12 protein-coding genes are annotated in these 17109 nt (G+C 40.7%); 3 read left to right on the top strand and 9 right to left on the bottom strand.

Features of this window, described 5'->3' with window-relative positions:
• Positions 1 to 98: 98 nt before the first annotated feature.
• The 5 genes from WAE57_RS06850 to WAE57_RS06870 form a co-directional block, all read right to left on the bottom strand.
• Entirely contained in the window at positions 99 to 2297 is a 2199-nt protein-coding gene (locus WAE57_RS06850; RefSeq protein ID WP_337709490.1) for an OsmC domain/YcaO domain-containing protein, read from the bottom strand.
• Between the two features lie 257 nt (positions 2298 to 2554).
• Positions 2555 to 3670 (bottom strand): ABC transporter permease, encoded by a 1116-nt coding sequence (locus WAE57_RS06855; RefSeq protein WP_337709491.1) that lies wholly within the window; start codon positions 3668 to 3670, stop codon positions 2555 to 2557.
• Between the two features lie 4 nt (positions 3671 to 3674).
• Entirely contained in the window at positions 3675 to 4802 is a 1128-nt protein-coding gene (locus WAE57_RS06860; RefSeq protein ID WP_337709493.1) for an ABC transporter permease, read from the bottom strand.
• Positions 4803 to 4815: 13 nt separating this feature from the next.
• Positions 4816 to 6579 (bottom strand): ATP-binding cassette domain-containing protein, encoded by a 1764-nt coding sequence (locus tag WAE57_RS06865; RefSeq protein WP_337709494.1) that lies wholly within the window; start codon positions 6577 to 6579, stop codon positions 4816 to 4818.
• The gene (locus tag WAE57_RS06870; RefSeq protein ID WP_337709497.1) at positions 6572 to 7597 is read right to left on the bottom strand and encodes an HlyD family efflux transporter periplasmic adaptor subunit; all 1026 of its coding nucleotides are present in this window, start codon (positions 7595 to 7597) and stop codon (positions 6572 to 6574) included. Before WAE57_RS06870 ends, WAE57_RS06865 begins: the two co-directional genes overlap by 8 nt.
• A 417-nt stretch (positions 7598 to 8014) precedes the next feature.
• Between WAE57_RS06870 and WAE57_RS06875 the strand changes: the two genes are divergently transcribed.
• The gene (locus tag WAE57_RS06875; RefSeq protein ID WP_337709499.1) at positions 8015 to 8455 is read left to right on the top strand and encodes a DUF2147 domain-containing protein; all 441 of its coding nucleotides are present in this window, start codon (positions 8015 to 8017) and stop codon (positions 8453 to 8455) included.
• Positions 8456 to 8528: 73 nt separating this feature from the next.
• Here WAE57_RS06875 and WAE57_RS06880 read toward each other — a convergent pair whose 3' ends face one another.
• On the bottom strand, positions 8529 to 8876 hold the full coding sequence (locus tag WAE57_RS06880) for a hypothetical protein (protein WP_337709501.1): 348 nt from the start codon (positions 8874 to 8876) through the stop codon (positions 8529 to 8531).
• Between the two features lie 1327 nt (positions 8877 to 10203).
• Between WAE57_RS06880 and otsB the strand changes: the two genes are divergently transcribed.
• Both otsB and WAE57_RS06890 read left to right on the top strand, forming a co-directional pair.
• Positions 10204 to 11052, top strand: coding sequence for a trehalose-phosphatase (gene otsB, locus WAE57_RS06885; protein ID WP_337709582.1), 849 nt, complete (start codon positions 10204 to 10206; stop codon positions 11050 to 11052).
• Entirely contained in the window at positions 11040 to 12473 is a 1434-nt protein-coding gene (locus WAE57_RS06890) for a trehalose-6-phosphate synthase (RefSeq protein WP_337709503.1), read from the top strand. Before otsB ends, WAE57_RS06890 begins: the two co-directional genes overlap by 13 nt.
• A 101-nt stretch (positions 12474 to 12574) precedes the next feature.
• On the opposite strand, the gene WAE57_RS06895 is transcribed toward WAE57_RS06890, so the two are convergent.
• The 3 genes from WAE57_RS06895 to WAE57_RS06905 form a co-directional block, all read right to left on the bottom strand.
• The gene (locus WAE57_RS06895; RefSeq protein ID WP_337709505.1) at positions 12575 to 13765 is read right to left on the bottom strand and encodes an MFS transporter; all 1191 of its coding nucleotides are present in this window, start codon (positions 13763 to 13765) and stop codon (positions 12575 to 12577) included.
• A gap of 709 nt (positions 13766 to 14474) precedes the next feature.
• On the bottom strand, positions 14475 to 14975 hold the full coding sequence (locus WAE57_RS06900; RefSeq protein WP_337709507.1) for a pyridoxamine 5'-phosphate oxidase family protein: 501 nt from the start codon (positions 14973 to 14975) through the stop codon (positions 14475 to 14477).
• Positions 14976 to 15328: 353 nt separating this feature from the next.
• Positions 15329 to 17020: an AMP-binding protein gene (locus tag WAE57_RS06905; protein WP_337709510.1), complete on the bottom strand. Its 1692-nt coding sequence runs from the start codon at positions 17018 to 17020 to the stop codon at positions 15329 to 15331.
• Positions 17021 to 17109: the final 89 nt, after the last annotated feature.

The following is a 17109-nucleotide window of genomic DNA, read 5'->3' on the forward strand; positions in this document are numbered from 1 at the left end:
TTAAACCACGAATTTTTAAAAAGAAAACGGCTTAATCATCATGATTAAGCCATTCTTGGATTTACCTTAGAGGAAAATTTGAGTCATTCTCAATGAGTTCACTCTGATAAAGCTTTACCACGTGCCATATGCAGTTTTTTGTAGCTGTCAATCAGACGTAAATGACGGTCCAAGCCTTCCAGTTGCATGCTGGTTTCAGTTAAACCATAGAAACGGATACTGCCTTCCATAGAACCGATCACCGCATCCATACGTTCATCACCAAACATACGGCGGAAATTGGCTTCATAATCATTCAGGTCCATGTCATCATCAAGTTCTACTTCCAGAACCACATTCATGCACTGATAGAACAAGCCACGCTCAACGGTGTTGGTATTGTACTGAAGGAAGGTTTCCACCAGTTCTTTGGCTTCTTCAAACTCTTGTAAGGCAATATAAATCAGTAGCTTTAACTCGAGAATAGTGAGCTGACCCCAAACGGTGTTGTCGTCAAATTCGATCCCGATCAAAGTGGTGATATCGGTGTAATCATCCACTTCCACTTCTTCTAGACGTTCAACCAGAGCCACCAGCTGGTCTTCATCTAGACGATGCAAGTTCAAGATATCTTCACGAAACAATAAGGCTTTGTTGGTGTTATCCCAAATTAAATCTTCAACCAGATAAATTTCCGAATAATCGGGAACCAAAATACGGCAGGCTGTCGCACCTAAATGCTCATACACTGCCATATACACTTCTTTGCCCATCTCTTCGAGAATACCGAACATCATTGCCGCTTCTTCGGCATTACTGTTTTTGCCTTCATTAGTGAAGTCCCACTCCACAAACTGGTAGTCAGACTTGGAACTAAAGAAACGCCATGACACGACACCGCTAGAATCGATAAAGTGTTCAACAAAATTATTCGGCTCGGTGACAGCATTGCTGCTAAAAGTAGGTTTTGGTAAATCATTTAAACCTTCAAAACTACGACCCTGCAACAATTCAGTGAGGCTACGCTCTAAAGCCACTTCCAGTTTAGGATGCGCACCGAAAGAGGCAAATACACCACCGGTACGTGGGTTCATCAAGGTCACGCACATAACCGGATACTTGCCGCCTAAAGAGGCATCTTTCACCAGTACCGGAAAGCCTTGTTCTTCCAGACCTTTTATGCCTGCCACAATACCCGGATATTTCGCCAAGACTTGTTCAGGTAGATCTGGAAGTGCAATTTCACCTTCTAAAATTTCACGTTTAACGGCACGTTCAAAGATTTCAGATAAACACTGCACTTGTGCTTCCGCCAAGGTATTCCCTGCACTCATCCCATTAGAAAGATACAGGTTTTCAATCAGATTGGATGGAAAATAAACCGTTTCACCATCAGAGTGACGTACAAATGGCAGTGAACAGATCCCGCGCTCAGTATTGCCTGAGTTAGTATCATACAAATGTGTGCCGAGCAGTTCATCTTCAGGGTTATAAATGTCTAAGGTGTATTCATCCAGAATTTCTTTTGGCAATTCACCATTCGGACCCGGCTTGAACCATTTTTCATCCGGGAAATGCACAAATTCTGCATTGGCAATGTCTTCACCCCAGAACTGGTCGTTATAGAAGAAGTTACAGTTTAAGCGTTCAATGAACTCACCCAGGGCAGAAGCCAAAGCACTTTCTTTGGTCGAACCTTTACCATTGGTAAAACACATTGGAGATTGCGCATCACGAATATGCAAAGACCATACATTCGGTACAATGTTGCGCCATGAAGCGATTTCAATCTTCATACCCAAGTTCGCCATAATGCCGGACATATTGGCGATGGTTTGTTCCAATGGCAGGTCTTTACCCGGAATATAGGTACTGCTTTCTGTCGCCAAACTCGGCATAAGCAAGGCTTGTGCATCGGCATCAATGCTTTCTACTTCTTCGATCACAAATTCCGGACCGGTCTGGATCACCTTCTTAACCGTACAGCGATCAATTGAGCGCAAAATGCCTTGACGGTCTTTTTCGGAAATATCGGCTGGCAGCTCAACCTGAATTTTAAAAATCTGCTTGTAACGGTTTTCTGGGTCTACAATATTGTTTTGCGACAAACGGATGTTATCGGTCGGGATATCACGCGCTGCACAGTACACCTTTACAAAGTAGGCAGCACATAATGCAGAGGACGCGAGAAAGTAGTCGAATGGACCCGGCGCTGAACCGTCGCCTTTGTAGCGAATGGGTTGATCGGCGATTACCGTGAAATCATCGAACTTGGCTTCTTGTCGAAGGTTGTCAAGATAATTGACCTTAATTTCCATGCTGGCACCTAAATATTCTTATGTGTCAGTGCAACACATAAAAATCAAAAAAATAAAATATAAGCCGAATCAGGGATGAGAAATTGACTTAAGCAATAGTGTGACTAGTGCCATTCGTGCAGCGTTCCGAACGACTGACCCTAGAAAGATGGACGGTATTATAGAGTGATTTTGCCTGATTGATAACTTTTGTCTGTGTTTCTCACCGATTTATGAGAAATGCTGATACAAAGAGAATTTATTTATTTATTTGTCCTTTATAAACGGTTTCTAAACAGCCAGGCCGCTAAAGGCAAGCTCACTACTCCCATCATTAGCATGGGAATAAAATCCCTTTTCACCTGACTAAATTGTGCCCCTTCTAAATATACGCGTTGCACCAGATCAATAGCGAAGCGTAAAGGATTCACATAGGTCGCTATCTGTAAAAATTGCGGCATGTTTTGCACGGGAGTAAGCAGCCCAGATAGCAACATCAGCGGCATAATCAGCAAGAAGGTAAACAGCATGGCTTGTTGCATATTCACTAAAAGCGCCGATATAGATAAGCCAATTCCCACCACGGCAACATTGAAAACCGCCAAGCCAAAATACAATAATCCCAGTGAACCATTCATGGGAATCTGGAACCAGAACAATATAATCAGCAGAATAATGGTGGATTGCATCATGCCGACAAAAATCGGCGGTAAAGCCTTGCCAATCATAATATGCAACGGCGTATAAGGCGTGACAAGCAGCTGGTCAAAGGTGCCCTGTTCACGTTCACGTGCAACCGATAAGGCCGACAGCAACAAGGTTTGAATCATGCTTAAAGCAGCAATCAGTGAAGGCATCAGTCCCCAGCGTGACTGCTGATTCGGGTTATACCAGGTTCTGGTTTCAATATTAACCGGTGAGACAGAACCCAATTGTTGCTGATTAAATTGATTTACGACCGCATTGATATAAGCCCCCGCAGCCGCAGCGGTGGAAGAATTACGCCCATCCAGAATCAGCTGAATGGCAGAGCTTTGTCCCTGATTCAGTTTAGTTTCAAAATCTTGCGGAATGGAAATTACAGCCAGGGCCGTTCGGTCACTGATCACCTGCTCAATTTGCTGATTATTTTCCAAGGTGGCTGTACGGATAAAAATACCGGAACCATCAAGCTTAGACAGCAATGCTGTAGAAGCCTGTCCTTTGCTCTGATTCAGTACCGCATAATTGACCTGATTGACATCATAACTCGCCGCATAACCAAAAATCAGTGCTTGCATCAGTGCCGGTGCAAACAGAATAATGCGGTTGGCCGGGTCGCTAAAAATGCTGAGAAATTCTTTTTTGACCAGACAGCTTAAGTGGTTTAACCAGGCGACTAGATGAGTAAGCATGATCTTATCTCAGCTGTTTTTTGAGTGATTTACAGGCCACTGTGGTCAGGATCACCACATACAGCATTAAGATTCCGCATTCTTTTAACCACAGCATCCAGTCATCTCCTGCCAAAAATAAAGTTTTAATCAGTGACATAAAGTGGGTCGTAGGTAAAATCTGGCTGATGATCTGTACCAATACCGGTAAGTTTTGAATATCAAAGACAAAACCGGACAACATTAGCGCTGGCATAAAACTGGCCAATAACGCAATTTGACTGGCCTGAAACTGGCTTTGTGCCAGACCTGAAATGGCCAATCCCAGCAACAATGAAACCAGCAAGTACATCAATGATGCGCCCATAATGGCAAGTAAAGAACCACGCATGGGAACTTCAAATAAGTAGTGTGAAGCGAGCAGACACACCACAATATCCAGCATGCCAATAACGAAATAAGGAACCAGTTTGGCAATGACCATTTCCAGCGGGCGTACAGGAGTGACAAATAAGGCTTCTAGAGTCCCGCGCTCACGTTCACGGGCAATCAGCAAGGCCGTTAAAAACGCACCGATTAAAGTCAGAATCAGCACAATCAGCCCGGGAACCAAAAACCAGCTACTATCGCCAGATTCGTTAAACCACATGCGTTGTTCCACCGTGACCATTGCGGTTGAGCCAGCGATATTTTGCCGATCGGCATTAATGGCAAATGCAGTATTGATTGCCCCGCTGACATAGCCCTGTAAAGACGAAGCAATATTGGTGGATCGTCCATTCAGCAATAATTGCAACTTTGCCTGACCATGGGCAATATCTTTTGCAAAGGTCGTGGGTACACGCAAGATGGCATCTATTTCAGTATTTTGAATCGCTTTTTCCGCTTCGGGATAATTAGTATATTGCTGGGTGCTGAGGTATTGGGAGCCATTTAAGCCTGCAATCAGCTGATTACTTTGAGGTGAGGATTGTTCAATAACGACACCCACCCGGCCATGACTCAAATCAAAGGACAGGCCGTAGCCAAATAAAAGAATCAAGATAATCGGCAGCAGTAAGCCAATCGCCAGACTGCTTTTGTCACGCAGTAACTGTTTGCTTTCCTTTTTGAGTAAGGCCCGCAGACGAACAAAAAACAAAGATGGCTTCATATCCTGTTCTCCTTTAAGTTTTCTGCGCTGCACGTGCTTTTTCTACAATAGCAATAAAGGCACTGTTCATGTCTAAAATATCGGAACCTGCAAATTGGCGCACCTGTTGCGGTGAACCTAAAGCCAGTAATTCTCCGGCATCTTGAATTGCAATGCGGTCACAGTATTCGGCTTCCTCCATAAAGTGGGTGGTAATAATCACGGTGATGCCTTGGTCAGCCAGTTCACCAATAATCGACCAGAAAGCTCGCCGTGCAATCGGGTCTATGCCACTGGTGGGCTCATCCAGAAAGATAATTTCCGGTTCATGCAGCAAGGCAGCTGCGATCGCTAAATGCTTTTTGTGGCCTTCGGGCAAGTCGCCACTTTTTGCATGCGGCTTTAAATGAAACTGTGTCAGGGCTTGATCAATGCGGGTTTTAAGCTTATTGCCGCTTAAACCGTAGGCACCACCAAAAAACTGCAGGTTATCCAGTACGGTTAAATTACTGTACAGGGCAAATTTTTGTGAGACATAACCAATCCGGGCACGTGCCTGAGCGCGCGAATTACGCAAATTCATGCCTGCAACTTCAAGCATTCCACTGGTGGCCGGCAATAAGCCGCACAGCATCCGGAAAGTTGTGGTCTTTCCTGCACCATTAGGACCCAGTAAGCCAAAAATTTCACCGCGCTGAACCTGAAAGGAAGTACTGGCTACTGCGGTAAAATCCCCGAACTTGCGCACCACATCTTTGACCATAATGGCCGGGGACTGATCAGGTTCGCTCTTTACAGCAGGATTATCACTGGGCAGATGTACATCATGATCGATAGCTGTTTGATCCTGCTGGTTTTGGATTTGATGCAAGATCAACATGAAAGCATCTTCCAGTTCGGCCTCACGTGCTTGTGCGCTCACCCCTTCAGGAAGTGCAGTCGCTGGTAAAACTGCATGCTGCGGCGTGGTCATAAAGCGCACCGTATTTCCTTTGGGCACGGCGTCAGTAATATATGCAGTATTTCTGAGTAAATGTGCCTGCAAAACCCGGGCTTTCATATCATGCGGCGGTTTTACCTCCCAGCTAAGCCCCCTCACATCTTCACAGAGCTGTTGCGGACTACCCTGTTTTAAAATTTTACCTTCGTACATGATATAGACATGGTCACAACGCTCAGCTTCATCCATATAGGCGGTACTGATGATGACCGTTAAATGCTCTTCATACACCAGCTGTTCAATTACGCCCCATAAATCACGGCGTGATAAGGGATCGACCCCGACACTGGGTTCATCCAGAATCAGCAGTTCCGGAGTACGCACCAAGGCACATGCCAAGCCCAGCTTTTGTTTCATTCCACCCGAAAGTTTACCCGCCGGCCGCTGGGTAAAATGAGTCAGATCGGTAATGGCCAGTAGCCGCTCAAAGCGTTGTTGCCTGATGTCTTGTGGTACAGCATGCAAGTCTGCATACAGATCCAGATTTTCTTGCACGCTTAAATCTTCATACAGACCAAAGCGTTGCGGCATATAGCTAATCCGGTCCTGAACGGATTGAGGATCTTGAGCCACATCGATGCCCAACACTTTCAGCTGCCCAGCGCTCGGTTGATATAAGCCCGCAATTAGCCGCATCAATGTAGTTTTTCCCGCACCATCAGGCCCCACCAGCGCCGTCAGTTCACCAGCCTGAATTTTGAGATTCAGTCCATCCAGAGCACGAATATCTGCTACGCCTTTACTCTTCGATGCAAAGACATGCACGAGATCACATGCACTGATGATGCTATCAGTCATCTTTATTTTTCTCTGCATGGACGGCTGATTTCTGGATTTTGACCGTGACGGGCTGTCCCATTTTTAATTTGTCTTCAATATCCTGAACATAGATACGGACTTCGTAGACCAAGGTGGTCCGAATTTCTTCAGTCTGTACCGATTTCGGGGTAAATTCAGCCACAGAAGAGATATAGCCAATTTTCCCGGATAGCGGATGATTCGGCTGTGAATCCACCCTAATTTGCGCGGTTGAACCCATTTTAATCTGACCCAAATCGGTTTCATTCACATACACACGTATCCATTTCGGATCGGTTAAAGCCAAGGTATAGACGGCTTTTTGCGGTGTGGTCATATCGCCGACTTCCTGCAGGCGTGCACGTACTACTGCATTGGTGGGTGAACGTAACTCGCTTTGTGCAATTCTGTATTGAATCAGCTCCAGATTGGATTGAAGGGCTTCATAGGCAGCTTTGGCGGCAGCACGATCTTCCTGACGTGGCCCTTTTTGTAAAAGTTTCAGATTGGCCTGGCGTTCATTTACTGCCGCAATCGCCGTATTTTCATTACTTTTTGCAGAATCCAGTTCTTGCTGACTGATCGCCTGCCCATTGGTACTGCTGTATAAGGCCTGAAATCTGCTGAGATCTTTACGGGCTTTGTCTAATTGCGCCTGTGCCGATGCCAATTGTGCTTTGGCTTGAGTAATCTGTTCAGGACGTGTTCCGACATCTTGCTCTATCACAGTTTGTTGCTGAACCTTTAATTGGGCTTCTGCCTGTTTTGCCTGAATCTGCAAAGCTTGCGTATCCAGTAATGCCACAATCTGCCCGGTTTTGACCTTATCTCCTTCCTGAACATTTAATGCTTTAATACGTCCGACTTCTTCAAAGGCAAGTGATACCTGACGAATATCAACATTGCCATACAAGGTGAGTTCAGCACTGGAGTCTTTGTTTTTATGAAGCATCCAATAGGTCATGGCTGCCGCAATGACAACAAGGATAACCCCAGCAATAATGACTTTTTTATTCATTATGAAAGCACCTTTATTTCTAAAAGCTGAATAGGTTTTTGGTTCTCACTTTAAACTAGCATAATTTCGGAAATAATAGATTTCATTGAAAAATGCGCTGAATTTAAATGGTTTTTATGAAACGCCATGATAAACAGCCGGTTTTTATGATGGGTAGAAAGAAGTTTTTTGTACATATTTTCGAATACTTGAATAAAGCTCTGTAGAGAAATAGGATAAAAAATGTACCAATACTTATAATTTGGAACATAAATCCATGAAAAATCCACAATAATTACAATATTTTTTAGCATCATTTGGGCTCAACATGGTGCTTTATGGATTTTGTAGCTGTTGAAGTCAGATATCGCAGGTCTGTTAAAAGCCATCTGACTTCAACCAGAATAAAAGTTTACTCAAATCAGTTGAGGTCTAACGATGATAAAAACAATGCTCAGTCTCTTGGCTCTATCGCTAGTGTCTACCCTAGCCCTAGCCTCTGATCCCTTACATGGCAGCAAGTGGAAAACCATAGATGATGAAACCAAAAAACCGTTATCCATTGTGCAATTTATAGAAAGCGCTCCGGGTGTGCTTTCTGCAAAAATTATTAATGTATTAGAAGGTACTGAGGGTGAAAAATGTACCAAGTGCAAGGGTAAATTTTATAATAAACCACTTCAAGGTGTACAAATTGTATCTGGACTAAAAAAGGCCGGTAACAATAGTTATGATGGAGGAAAAATTACCGACCCTAAAAATGGTAAAACTTATAGTTTTAATGCCAAATTATCCGAGGATGGTAAGATTTTAAATGGTCGTGGTTATATTGGAGTTTCGGCTTTAGGCCGCAGTCAGACCTGGATTAGGATCAATTAAACTCAATTGATAACTCATTGATCTCCCAAAAAAGGCGACTGAATGAAGTCGCTTTTTTCAGCAATCAATTTTTTTAATTTTCACTTTTTTGCTTATAGCCCATTTTTTCAGCTTTAATAACCGAATCCTGCTTCACTGTGAAGATCGCTATTTTCCCGTCGTCTGCTCCACATAAGGCAATATGTACCATCTGGTCCGTGCCAATTTCAGCAGAAAAAACTTTAATCTGCTGCTGTTCTAATCCTTGTTGAAGCCTTTGAAGCAGAAGATCCGCATTGGTTTCTGAACATTGTTTGCTACCTAAGGATTTAGAAAGCAAAACCAAATCATTTCTATCGGTGCTATTCCTATCTGTTAGATTGGTTTGGCAACCCAGTAATCCCATGAGTGAAATCATGCCGAGCAATATAAGTTTGTTCATCTTTGTTATCCTTTTATAAATCTGGTGTTCATATATGCTAGCAAACCTGTTTATCTAATCATTCGTTTATCTGATGCATGACCCATTGTAAAAATCGACTTTTATCAAGAAAATCAGGTGAATGGCTAGAGTCTATGAGTTTTTCACGACCATTGAATGTACCAAAAAATGGTAAAAATTTTTCACTTCAAAAAACTACTCTCCATTTCATGGATTTCATAGAAAAATTCTTTTAACTTCTCAAACTGGCTATAATTATGGAAATAGGGACGCATCAGTAAAAAATTATAAATTTGTTCCAAACTACATAACTCATTTTTGGTATTCATATTCTTGGTCCTGTTTAAATATAGATAAGGATTGGTCTAGATTTTATAAAAATTGTGCTGAAACGCTTTAAAGACATATTTTATAAATGCCCGCCATGACTGAATTTCAGGAATTTCTACCACCCAGAACGTGAATTTAACTTAATTGATAATCAGCATGATATTGATATGAGTCTTAACGATTAAATACTCATATCCTTTTGTTTCTACATATTTTATTAGACATTTGGTGAAATACTCTACTTGATCACCAGGCATAGTGTCGGCTTCACACTCAGTGTTAACTCAAGTACAAATTAAACAAGATAAATCCCATAACAATATTTTTTCTAAAGTTGCCATTTTTTTTAACTTTTAAATATATAAAGGTAGAATATCTCTATATTTTTCCATCTCAGATACAGTAATAAGGATGATTAAGTAAAATAACTCCTATTAAATATTATTTAACGTTTCAGACTCATATTTTGAAATAATTATCTTAACAACAATAATGATTAAAAAAATGTCAAATTTTATTTAATTGAATAATTAAATATGTAATTCAATATATTATTTAGCCAAGCGAATATTGCACTGCATTAAACTCAGATCAATATATATTCATGTAACACAGGTTATCTAAAATGTAACTTTGTTAATATTTTCTTTATTAAAAAAATCTTTTAATTTAATTATATTTAACATTAACTTAAATTACATATAATTTGAATTGAATTGAATTTAAAAAATAAATTTTGCAGAGATATTGAGAAAAAAGAAAATGTAAATAAACCATAAAAATGTGATATATCATACATTTTACAGCTTTACCGATGCTTTCATTCTAAATTTTATTAGAATAACAGCATGTTATTCAAAGTAAAAATGTTTCGAATTTGAAATAAGAGTAAAATATGTAAACTTTATTTAATTTATGTAGTTGAAATAATAATTTGTATTCTTCACTCATTTTTTAATGTTATTAATTATTGACCACATAATGAGCAGCATTGAAAATGTATACCCCTAGTTCCTATTATTCAGATGAAAGATATTATTCAAAAAATTTATTACAACTTATTACTTCTTATTTAAACGCAGATAAAAAAATTTGCTTATTTCTGGATATTGATGGCACGCTCTCAGAGTTTCATCCTGATCCCTCCCGCAGTTTTATCCCTAAAACCACATTAAAAACATTGCAGCAAATCAATAATTTTAATGTTACCGTTAGCTTTGTTACAGGACGTTCCGTACAGATTGCTGAACAACTGATTGCCCCGCTTGAAATGCCCATTGCCGGAACGCACGGTCTAGAAATTAAAATTAATCATGAGGTGCAACTTAATACTGCAGCTGAAGAATTTGATTTATCACTCATCCAGCAAGAGATCCAGCAACTTTGCCGCCCTTACCCGCAGCTACTCATTGAAAATAAAACCTATTCCGTTGCCCTTCATTATCGGCAATGTCCCAAATTGGCTGATATTGCCGGACAAATTGCCGAAAATGTGCAGCATAGGTATTCGGGACTAAAAATTAATGAAGGCAAGTTTGTATTTGAACTGCTTCCGTTACAGGCCGATAAAGGCAAAGCCATTGAAAAAATATTAAAACATTTAAATTTCAGTGATGTTTTGCCTATCTTTATTGGCGATGACAGAACCGATGAATCTGGCTTCAAAGTCATCAATCACTATAACGGTATCAGTATAAAAGTTGGCCCAGAATCAACTCACGCTCACTATCGACTGAAGAATGTTTCTGATGTCGCCAATTTTCTCAATCTATTTTCGCAATTTTTAAAAGCACGTTTTTTGGGACTGTCTCAAGTATCAAATGGAGAAAAAGCATGTCTAGATTAATCGTATTATCAAATCGTGTAAGTTTACCCAACCCCGATAAAGTAACGGCGGGCGGTCTTGCTGTGGCATTACAAGATGCACTTACCGATATTGGCGGAGTCTGGTTAGGCTGGAATGGTGAAAAAATTGAAAATCATCAAGAGCCATATTTTAATCAAACCGAATATAAAGGTGTGGAATACGTTACTTGCCCTTTAACCGAGGAACAATACCAAAATTATTATTGTGGCTTTGCAAATAATACTTTATGGCCAGCCATGCATGATCGAGCAGATTTAATTGAATATCAGGCTCAGCAATACAAGACCTATCAACAGGTTAATCACCTATTTGCCCAGCAACTCAAGAAAATTGCTCAGCCCGATGACATCATCTGGGTGCATGATTACCATTTTTTTAGCGTGGCCCGTTACTGTCGTGAAATGGGTATGAAGAATAGAATTGGTTTCTTCTTGCATATTCCCTTTGCCGGTATAAAAATCTGGAATTTAATTCCTACTGTACATTCATTGATTCAAGACCTTTGCCAGTATGATGTGGTGGGTTTGCAAACTGAACATGACCAAAAGAAGTGTATGGAAGTATGTAGTTATTACCTGGCTACAAAACCCGTTCATAGCCAAATGTTGAACTGTAATCATCATCCGGTGACGGTGAAATGTTATCCCATTGGGGTTAACCCGGAACTGATACAAAAAGTCGCGCAACAACAAGATGAAAATGCTTCTGTGGTATTTGAATTCGATGGTTTGGCTGATCAACAAACCATTATCAGTGTCGACCGCATTGATTATTCCAAAGGATTAATCGAACGGTTTAATGCCTTGGAAACATTTTTACAAAACAATCCTGAATATCATAAACACCTGACCGACATACAAATTGCCTGTCCCTGCCGGATGGAGATCGCAGCGTATAAAGATTTATTTGAGCATCTGCAATCCAAGGTGGATTTGATTAATCAAGAATTTTCCCAAGATGACTGGTTGCCGATTAATTGTACCCATGACACCATTTCACATGATCAATTAATGAAAATTTACCGGCAGGCCAATATTTGCTGGGTCAATTCATTACGCGATGGGATGAACCTGGTGGCCAAAGAATTTATCGCGGCACAAAATCCTGAAAATCCTGGTGTACTAATTCTTTCAAAATATACCGGTGCAGCAGCGCAAATGTCTGAAGCGTTAATTGTCGATCCTGAAAGTTGTAGCAGTATGCTTCAGGCGCTGAAAAAGGCCTTAACCATGGCAAAATCAGAACGGTTAGAGCGTTACCAACAATTAATGAATGGCTTAAAACTTTTTGATATCAATGACTGGCGTAATGCATTTTTAGCCGATCTGAAAGGAGCTGAAGAATTCAATATTCTTCCATCACTCACAAAACAAACCTATCATAAAATTGTTAATTATTAAGTACTTATAATTATCTATTTATATTCTTTAACTAAAAAAACAGGCATATCCATTTTTGGATATGCCCGTGTAATTTTAGCAAAGTAACTAGAGAAATTAACTTAACAAGCTTTGACTTGAGTAAAATGATTGAGCAAAGCAATCATGCTCAATAAAGCTGCAATCAAGGTGAAAACCATGGTTAAACCCATCATTTCACTGGTGATCCCGACCAATGCAGGTCCCAATAAAGATCCGGTATAAGCCATAGTTGAAACACATGACAATGCCGCTGCCTTAGACATGACATTTTGACGGCCAACACATGAAAACATCACCGGAACAATGTTTGAACAGCCCAAGCCCAGTAAAGCATATCCTAATAAAACCACGGTCCAATGGGGAGCTGCGACTACAATCAGCAGTCCAAGCGCTGCACAAAGTGCACCGTAAATAATGATATTTTTTTCGCCCAAAGCCTTGATTAAATACTGACCCGCAAAACGCCCCAAAGTCATGGCGATTGCAAAGCAAGTATAAGCCAGCCCAGCAACGGTAGGCTTTACCCCATACTCACTGATTAAATAGATTCCGCTCCAGTCCATAGCAGAACCTTCTGAAAGAAAGGCAATAAAACAAACCACACCCATCAAAATGATTAACGGACTGGGGAATTTTTTAGCTTTGTTTTCAACTTCAGTAGTATCGGTTTTTGGTTCTTTTTCAATGACCGATAAACTGTTAGGCACAGCCATGACGCTCAAAATCACTAATAAAAGACAAATTGCCAAAGCACTCATCAAGGGGCTCACACCTGATGCAAGTAAGGCAGTAACAGTCATGACTCCAGCTAGGCCACCTAAACTGCACATGCCATGAAACTGCGACATCATGCTTTTAGCACTGTATTTTTCTACCATAACCGCTTGAAGGTTAATAGCTACGCCCAAGCTACCGGCTGCAGTGCCGAACAGGAACAAAGCAATCGCCATGATTAATATACTGCTGGTCAAGGCAAAGGTAGGTAACACCATGAGCAATAATAAAACGGCTACAGAAATAATGGCACGACAACCCACTTTCTGAATCAATAAACCTGTTGCAGGCATAGCCAGCATAGAACCTGCACCGATACACAACAATAAAGTACCAAAATCGGCATGATTCAGGTGAAGTCGCTGCTGTGCAAAAGGAATAAGCGGTGCCCACGCTGCTGTACTTAGTCCTAAACTAAAGAAACTGAGTAAGGTGGATAGACGCTGTGCAGAGTGCTGAGTTGCATGATCCAGATGTGTTGTTTTAGATAAAAACATATGTGTGTGCCACCACAATAAATAAGCTGTTTGGCAATCCCTTTCAGGATGATTCCCATAGAAAAACCCCTGCACACTTATAGAAATTTTCTATAAATTCACAAGGGTTTTAATTTGGCGAAATTATACACAAAAAAACATCAAATCAATCCTATTTTTTAGAAATTCTAAAAAATATTTTGTAACTAATACCGGAATGTAATCAGCTTATATTGTTGAGCAATAAATAAATAAAAACTCAAGTTCCAATATTAAAAATCAATACAAAACAGCAATTTATATCTTGTTTTCTTTATTCGAAGTATTATCTTCCTGAAATAATAACGAAATTTTTTTAGGGAATTTGAAAAGCTCCTCTTCCTGAGAATCTTATTCTAATTATTTAGAATAAATATCCACATTAAAGCTGCTATGCATCATTATTTTTTATAAGATATAATAATTATTTAAAAAAGTATTCAAGGATTCAGTGGGTTAATTATTTCCAATATGAATGTTCTTCTGTTGATACATACGGTTCTCGCTATTCTCAAAAACAAGTAAATTTTTTAATTTTTATGAATTGAGTAAACCTCACTAATTTTCCCCTGAAAAGTAGAATGATGATTCAATGAATTTGACTGTTCTATAAAGAGAAAAAGCCCGGTAGTTTTCGCTAGCGGGCTAAAATTTTTAAGTTGCTTCTTATCCATCAGTAGATTTTTAAATTTCATAGATTCATTTTTTTATGCTCTGCATGAGGCACATCCGTTTTACCGGTGAGACTACCTTTCATCACTTTAAACAGTTGGGTCATTTTATTGTCTGTAATGTTCCAATACTCGGCACTGACTGCTTCCGCAACCAGAATTCGTACACTCGGATCATCTCTTCCTTCAAACCAGTTTTCAGCCCATGAATTCCAAAGTTCATCTATCAGCGCCGAGTTTGTACTGATATGTGCATGCGCACTAATCGAAACATAAATACTATCAGAAGGTTTGGCGAAGGATAGGCCAATCTGATTACGGCCAGACTCAATCGCATTGACCAGATCATTGGTATTTCTCAAGATAAAATAAAGATTTTGGCTTTCATTGATCTGTTCAGAGTTGAGCATGGTCATCGGTTGTGCATGGATTTCCTCAGATTCAGTGGTGTGACTGATCATGGAGAATCGTACATCCTTAATCAATTCCCATAATTTTTCACGATTTTGATTATCTATCATAACTGTTCTCCTGAAACTAAACCGAAATAAGAAAAAATGCTCTAATTTTGTGGATTAACTTATTTTCCAGATTAGTTTTAGTTATATTTTCCAGTTTGAATATCCCGCCTCACTGATCTTATACATTTGCACAATAAAAGCTGCTAGCAATACTCATAAGAAATAACGGAAATCAGCTGCTTTTGCCTGATTGAGCGAATGCTCTCTTTTTTGCAGTATTGAATAGCCGTGTTCCCAAAATCGATTAAAAATTCGTAAATAGTGAGCAAAAAAGGAATGCCGGCCATAAAAAAGCACTTGTATCTAGTTTTAAGACTAAAGACAAGTGCATAATGATTAAAATAAATGAATACTTATGAGGCGATATCCTGCAATTGCAGCTCTTGGCGCATCAACTCCTGTAACTTAAATTTTTGTGCTTTGCCTGACGCCGTCATCGGGAATTCATGAAAGAAACGCACATAGCGTGGCACTTTATTGTGAGAAATATGCTCAGCGCAATACTGACGAATCGCTTCTTCGGTACATGGATCATTTTCATGCAGAATGATGCAGGCACAAAGCTCTTCACCATAACGATGATCAGGCACACCAATCACCTGTACATCTGAAACTGCCGGATGGGTATAAAGGAAATCTTCAATTTCTTTCGGGAACAGGTTTTCACCGCCACGAATCACGACATCTTTAATCCGCCCCTTGATTTTGACAAAGCCATTATCGTCCATTTGTGCAATATCGCCAGTATGCATCCAGCGTGCAGCATCGATCACTTCCTGAGTTTTGTCCTGATCTTCCCAATAACCAAGCATCACGGAATAACCACGCACACAGAGTTCGCCCAATTGACCACGTGGAACCACTTTGCCATTCTCATCGACAATTTTAACTTCCAGATGCGGATGAACCCGACCCACGGTACTAACACGTCGCTCGACACTGTCTTCAGTTGAGCTTTGTGCACTCACTGGCGCAGTTTCAGTCATACCATAACAGATGGTAATTTCAGACATATGCATACGTTCAATCACACGCTGCATGATTTCCTGTGGACATGGACTACCCGCCATAATGCCGGTACGCAAGCTGGACAGGTTAAATTCGTCAAATTGCTCATGTTCCAGCATGGCAATAAACATGGTTGGCACACCATAGGCCGCAGTACATTTTTCTTGCTGGATGGCTTTTAAGGTTTCAAGCGGGTTAAACACGGCTGAAGGATAAATCATGGCTGAACCATGCGTGATACAGGCCAGATTGCCCATCACCATGCCAAAGCAGTGGAACAGCGGTACCGATATACAGACCCGGTCTTCCGACCCTAAATGAATCGCTTCACCAACAAAATAGCCATTATTCAGGATATTGTTATGGGTCAGCATGGTGCCTTTCGGATTGCCTGTAGTCCCCGAAGTAAACTGGATATTAATGGTTTCATCGAACTGCAATTCACTCGAAACTTGCTGTAAATTTTCCACGGCTTTTGCGCTCGGCTCAACCAGCAGGTCTTGAAAACGGTGGATACCATTATGCTGCTGGTCATCAATTTTAATCACATGCTTTAAATGCGGCAGACGCTCTGCATTGAGTAATTTACTTTCAGCCTGCTTCAGCTCAGGGGCAATTTTGGTCAGAATTTCCTGATAGTCAGTGGTTTTGAACTGCGCTGCAATCACCAGTCCCTTACAGGAAACCTTGTTCAAGACATATTCCAGCTCATTACTTTTATAGGCTGGATTTAAGTTCACCAGAATAATACCAGCCTTGAACGCTGCAAACTGGGTAATGGTCCATTCCACACAGTTCGGCGACCAGATGGCCAGACGGTCACCTTTTTCCAGGCCCAGTTTCTGCAAACTGCAGGCAAAAGCATTCACTTGCTGTTGCAGCTGCTGATAGGTTAGACGCACATTCTGATGCAAGCTGACGATTGCATCAGAATGTGCATACTGTTCGCATGCCTGATCAAATTTTTCACCAATAGTCATGCCCAATAAGGGTTGACTGCTTGTTCCATAGGCATAGCTTAACCGTACTTGTGTCATTGAATCGATCTCCTTGATTCTTTGTAATTCTGATTTTCAACTTTACTAATTGTTTTATGACCACGACGACCTTGTCTATATGCCTGTTT

Source organism: Acinetobacter sp. NS-4 (genome assembly GCF_037402435.1).
Taxonomy (GTDB): domain Bacteria; phylum Pseudomonadota; class Gammaproteobacteria; order Pseudomonadales; family Moraxellaceae; genus Acinetobacter.

Bases quoted from the DNA above. Each gene is read 5' to 3' on its own strand.
- WAE57_RS06855 (WP_337709491.1), bottom strand. From the start codon at position 3,670: ATGCTTACTCATCTAGTCGCCTGGTTAAACCACTTAAGCTGTCTGGTC.
- WAE57_RS06850 (WP_337709490.1), bottom strand. From the start codon at position 2,297: ATGGAAATTAAGGTCAATTATCTTGACAACCTTCGACAAGAAGCCAAG.
- WAE57_RS06895 (WP_337709505.1), bottom strand. From the start codon at position 13,765: ATGTTTTTATCTAAAACAACACATCTGGATCATGCAACTCAGCACTCT.
- WAE57_RS06890 (WP_337709503.1), top strand. From the start codon at position 11,040: ATGTCTAGATTAATCGTATTATCAAATCGTGTAAGTTTACCCAACCCC.
- otsB (WP_337709582.1), top strand. From the start codon at position 10,204: ATGTATACCCCTAGTTCCTATTATTCAGATGAAAGATATTATTCAAAA.
- WAE57_RS06865 (WP_337709494.1), bottom strand. From the start codon at position 6,579: ATGACTGATAGCATCATCAGTGCATGTGATCTCGTGCATGTCTTTGCA.
- WAE57_RS06880 (WP_337709501.1), bottom strand. From the start codon at position 8,876: ATGAACAAACTTATATTGCTCGGCATGATTTCACTCATGGGATTACTG.
- WAE57_RS06860 (WP_337709493.1), bottom strand. From the start codon at position 4,802: ATGAAGCCATCTTTGTTTTTTGTTCGTCTGCGGGCCTTACTCAAAAAG.
- WAE57_RS06900 (WP_337709507.1), bottom strand. From the start codon at position 14,975: ATGATAGATAATCAAAATCGTGAAAAATTATGGGAATTGATTAAGGAT.
- WAE57_RS06905 (WP_337709510.1), bottom strand. From the start codon at position 17,020: ATGACACAAGTACGGTTAAGCTATGCCTATGGAACAAGCAGTCAACCC.
- WAE57_RS06875 (WP_337709499.1), top strand. From the start codon at position 8,015: ATGATAAAAACAATGCTCAGTCTCTTGGCTCTATCGCTAGTGTCTACC.
- WAE57_RS06870 (WP_337709497.1), bottom strand. From the start codon at position 7,597: ATGAATAAAAAAGTCATTATTGCTGGGGTTATCCTTGTTGTCATTGCG.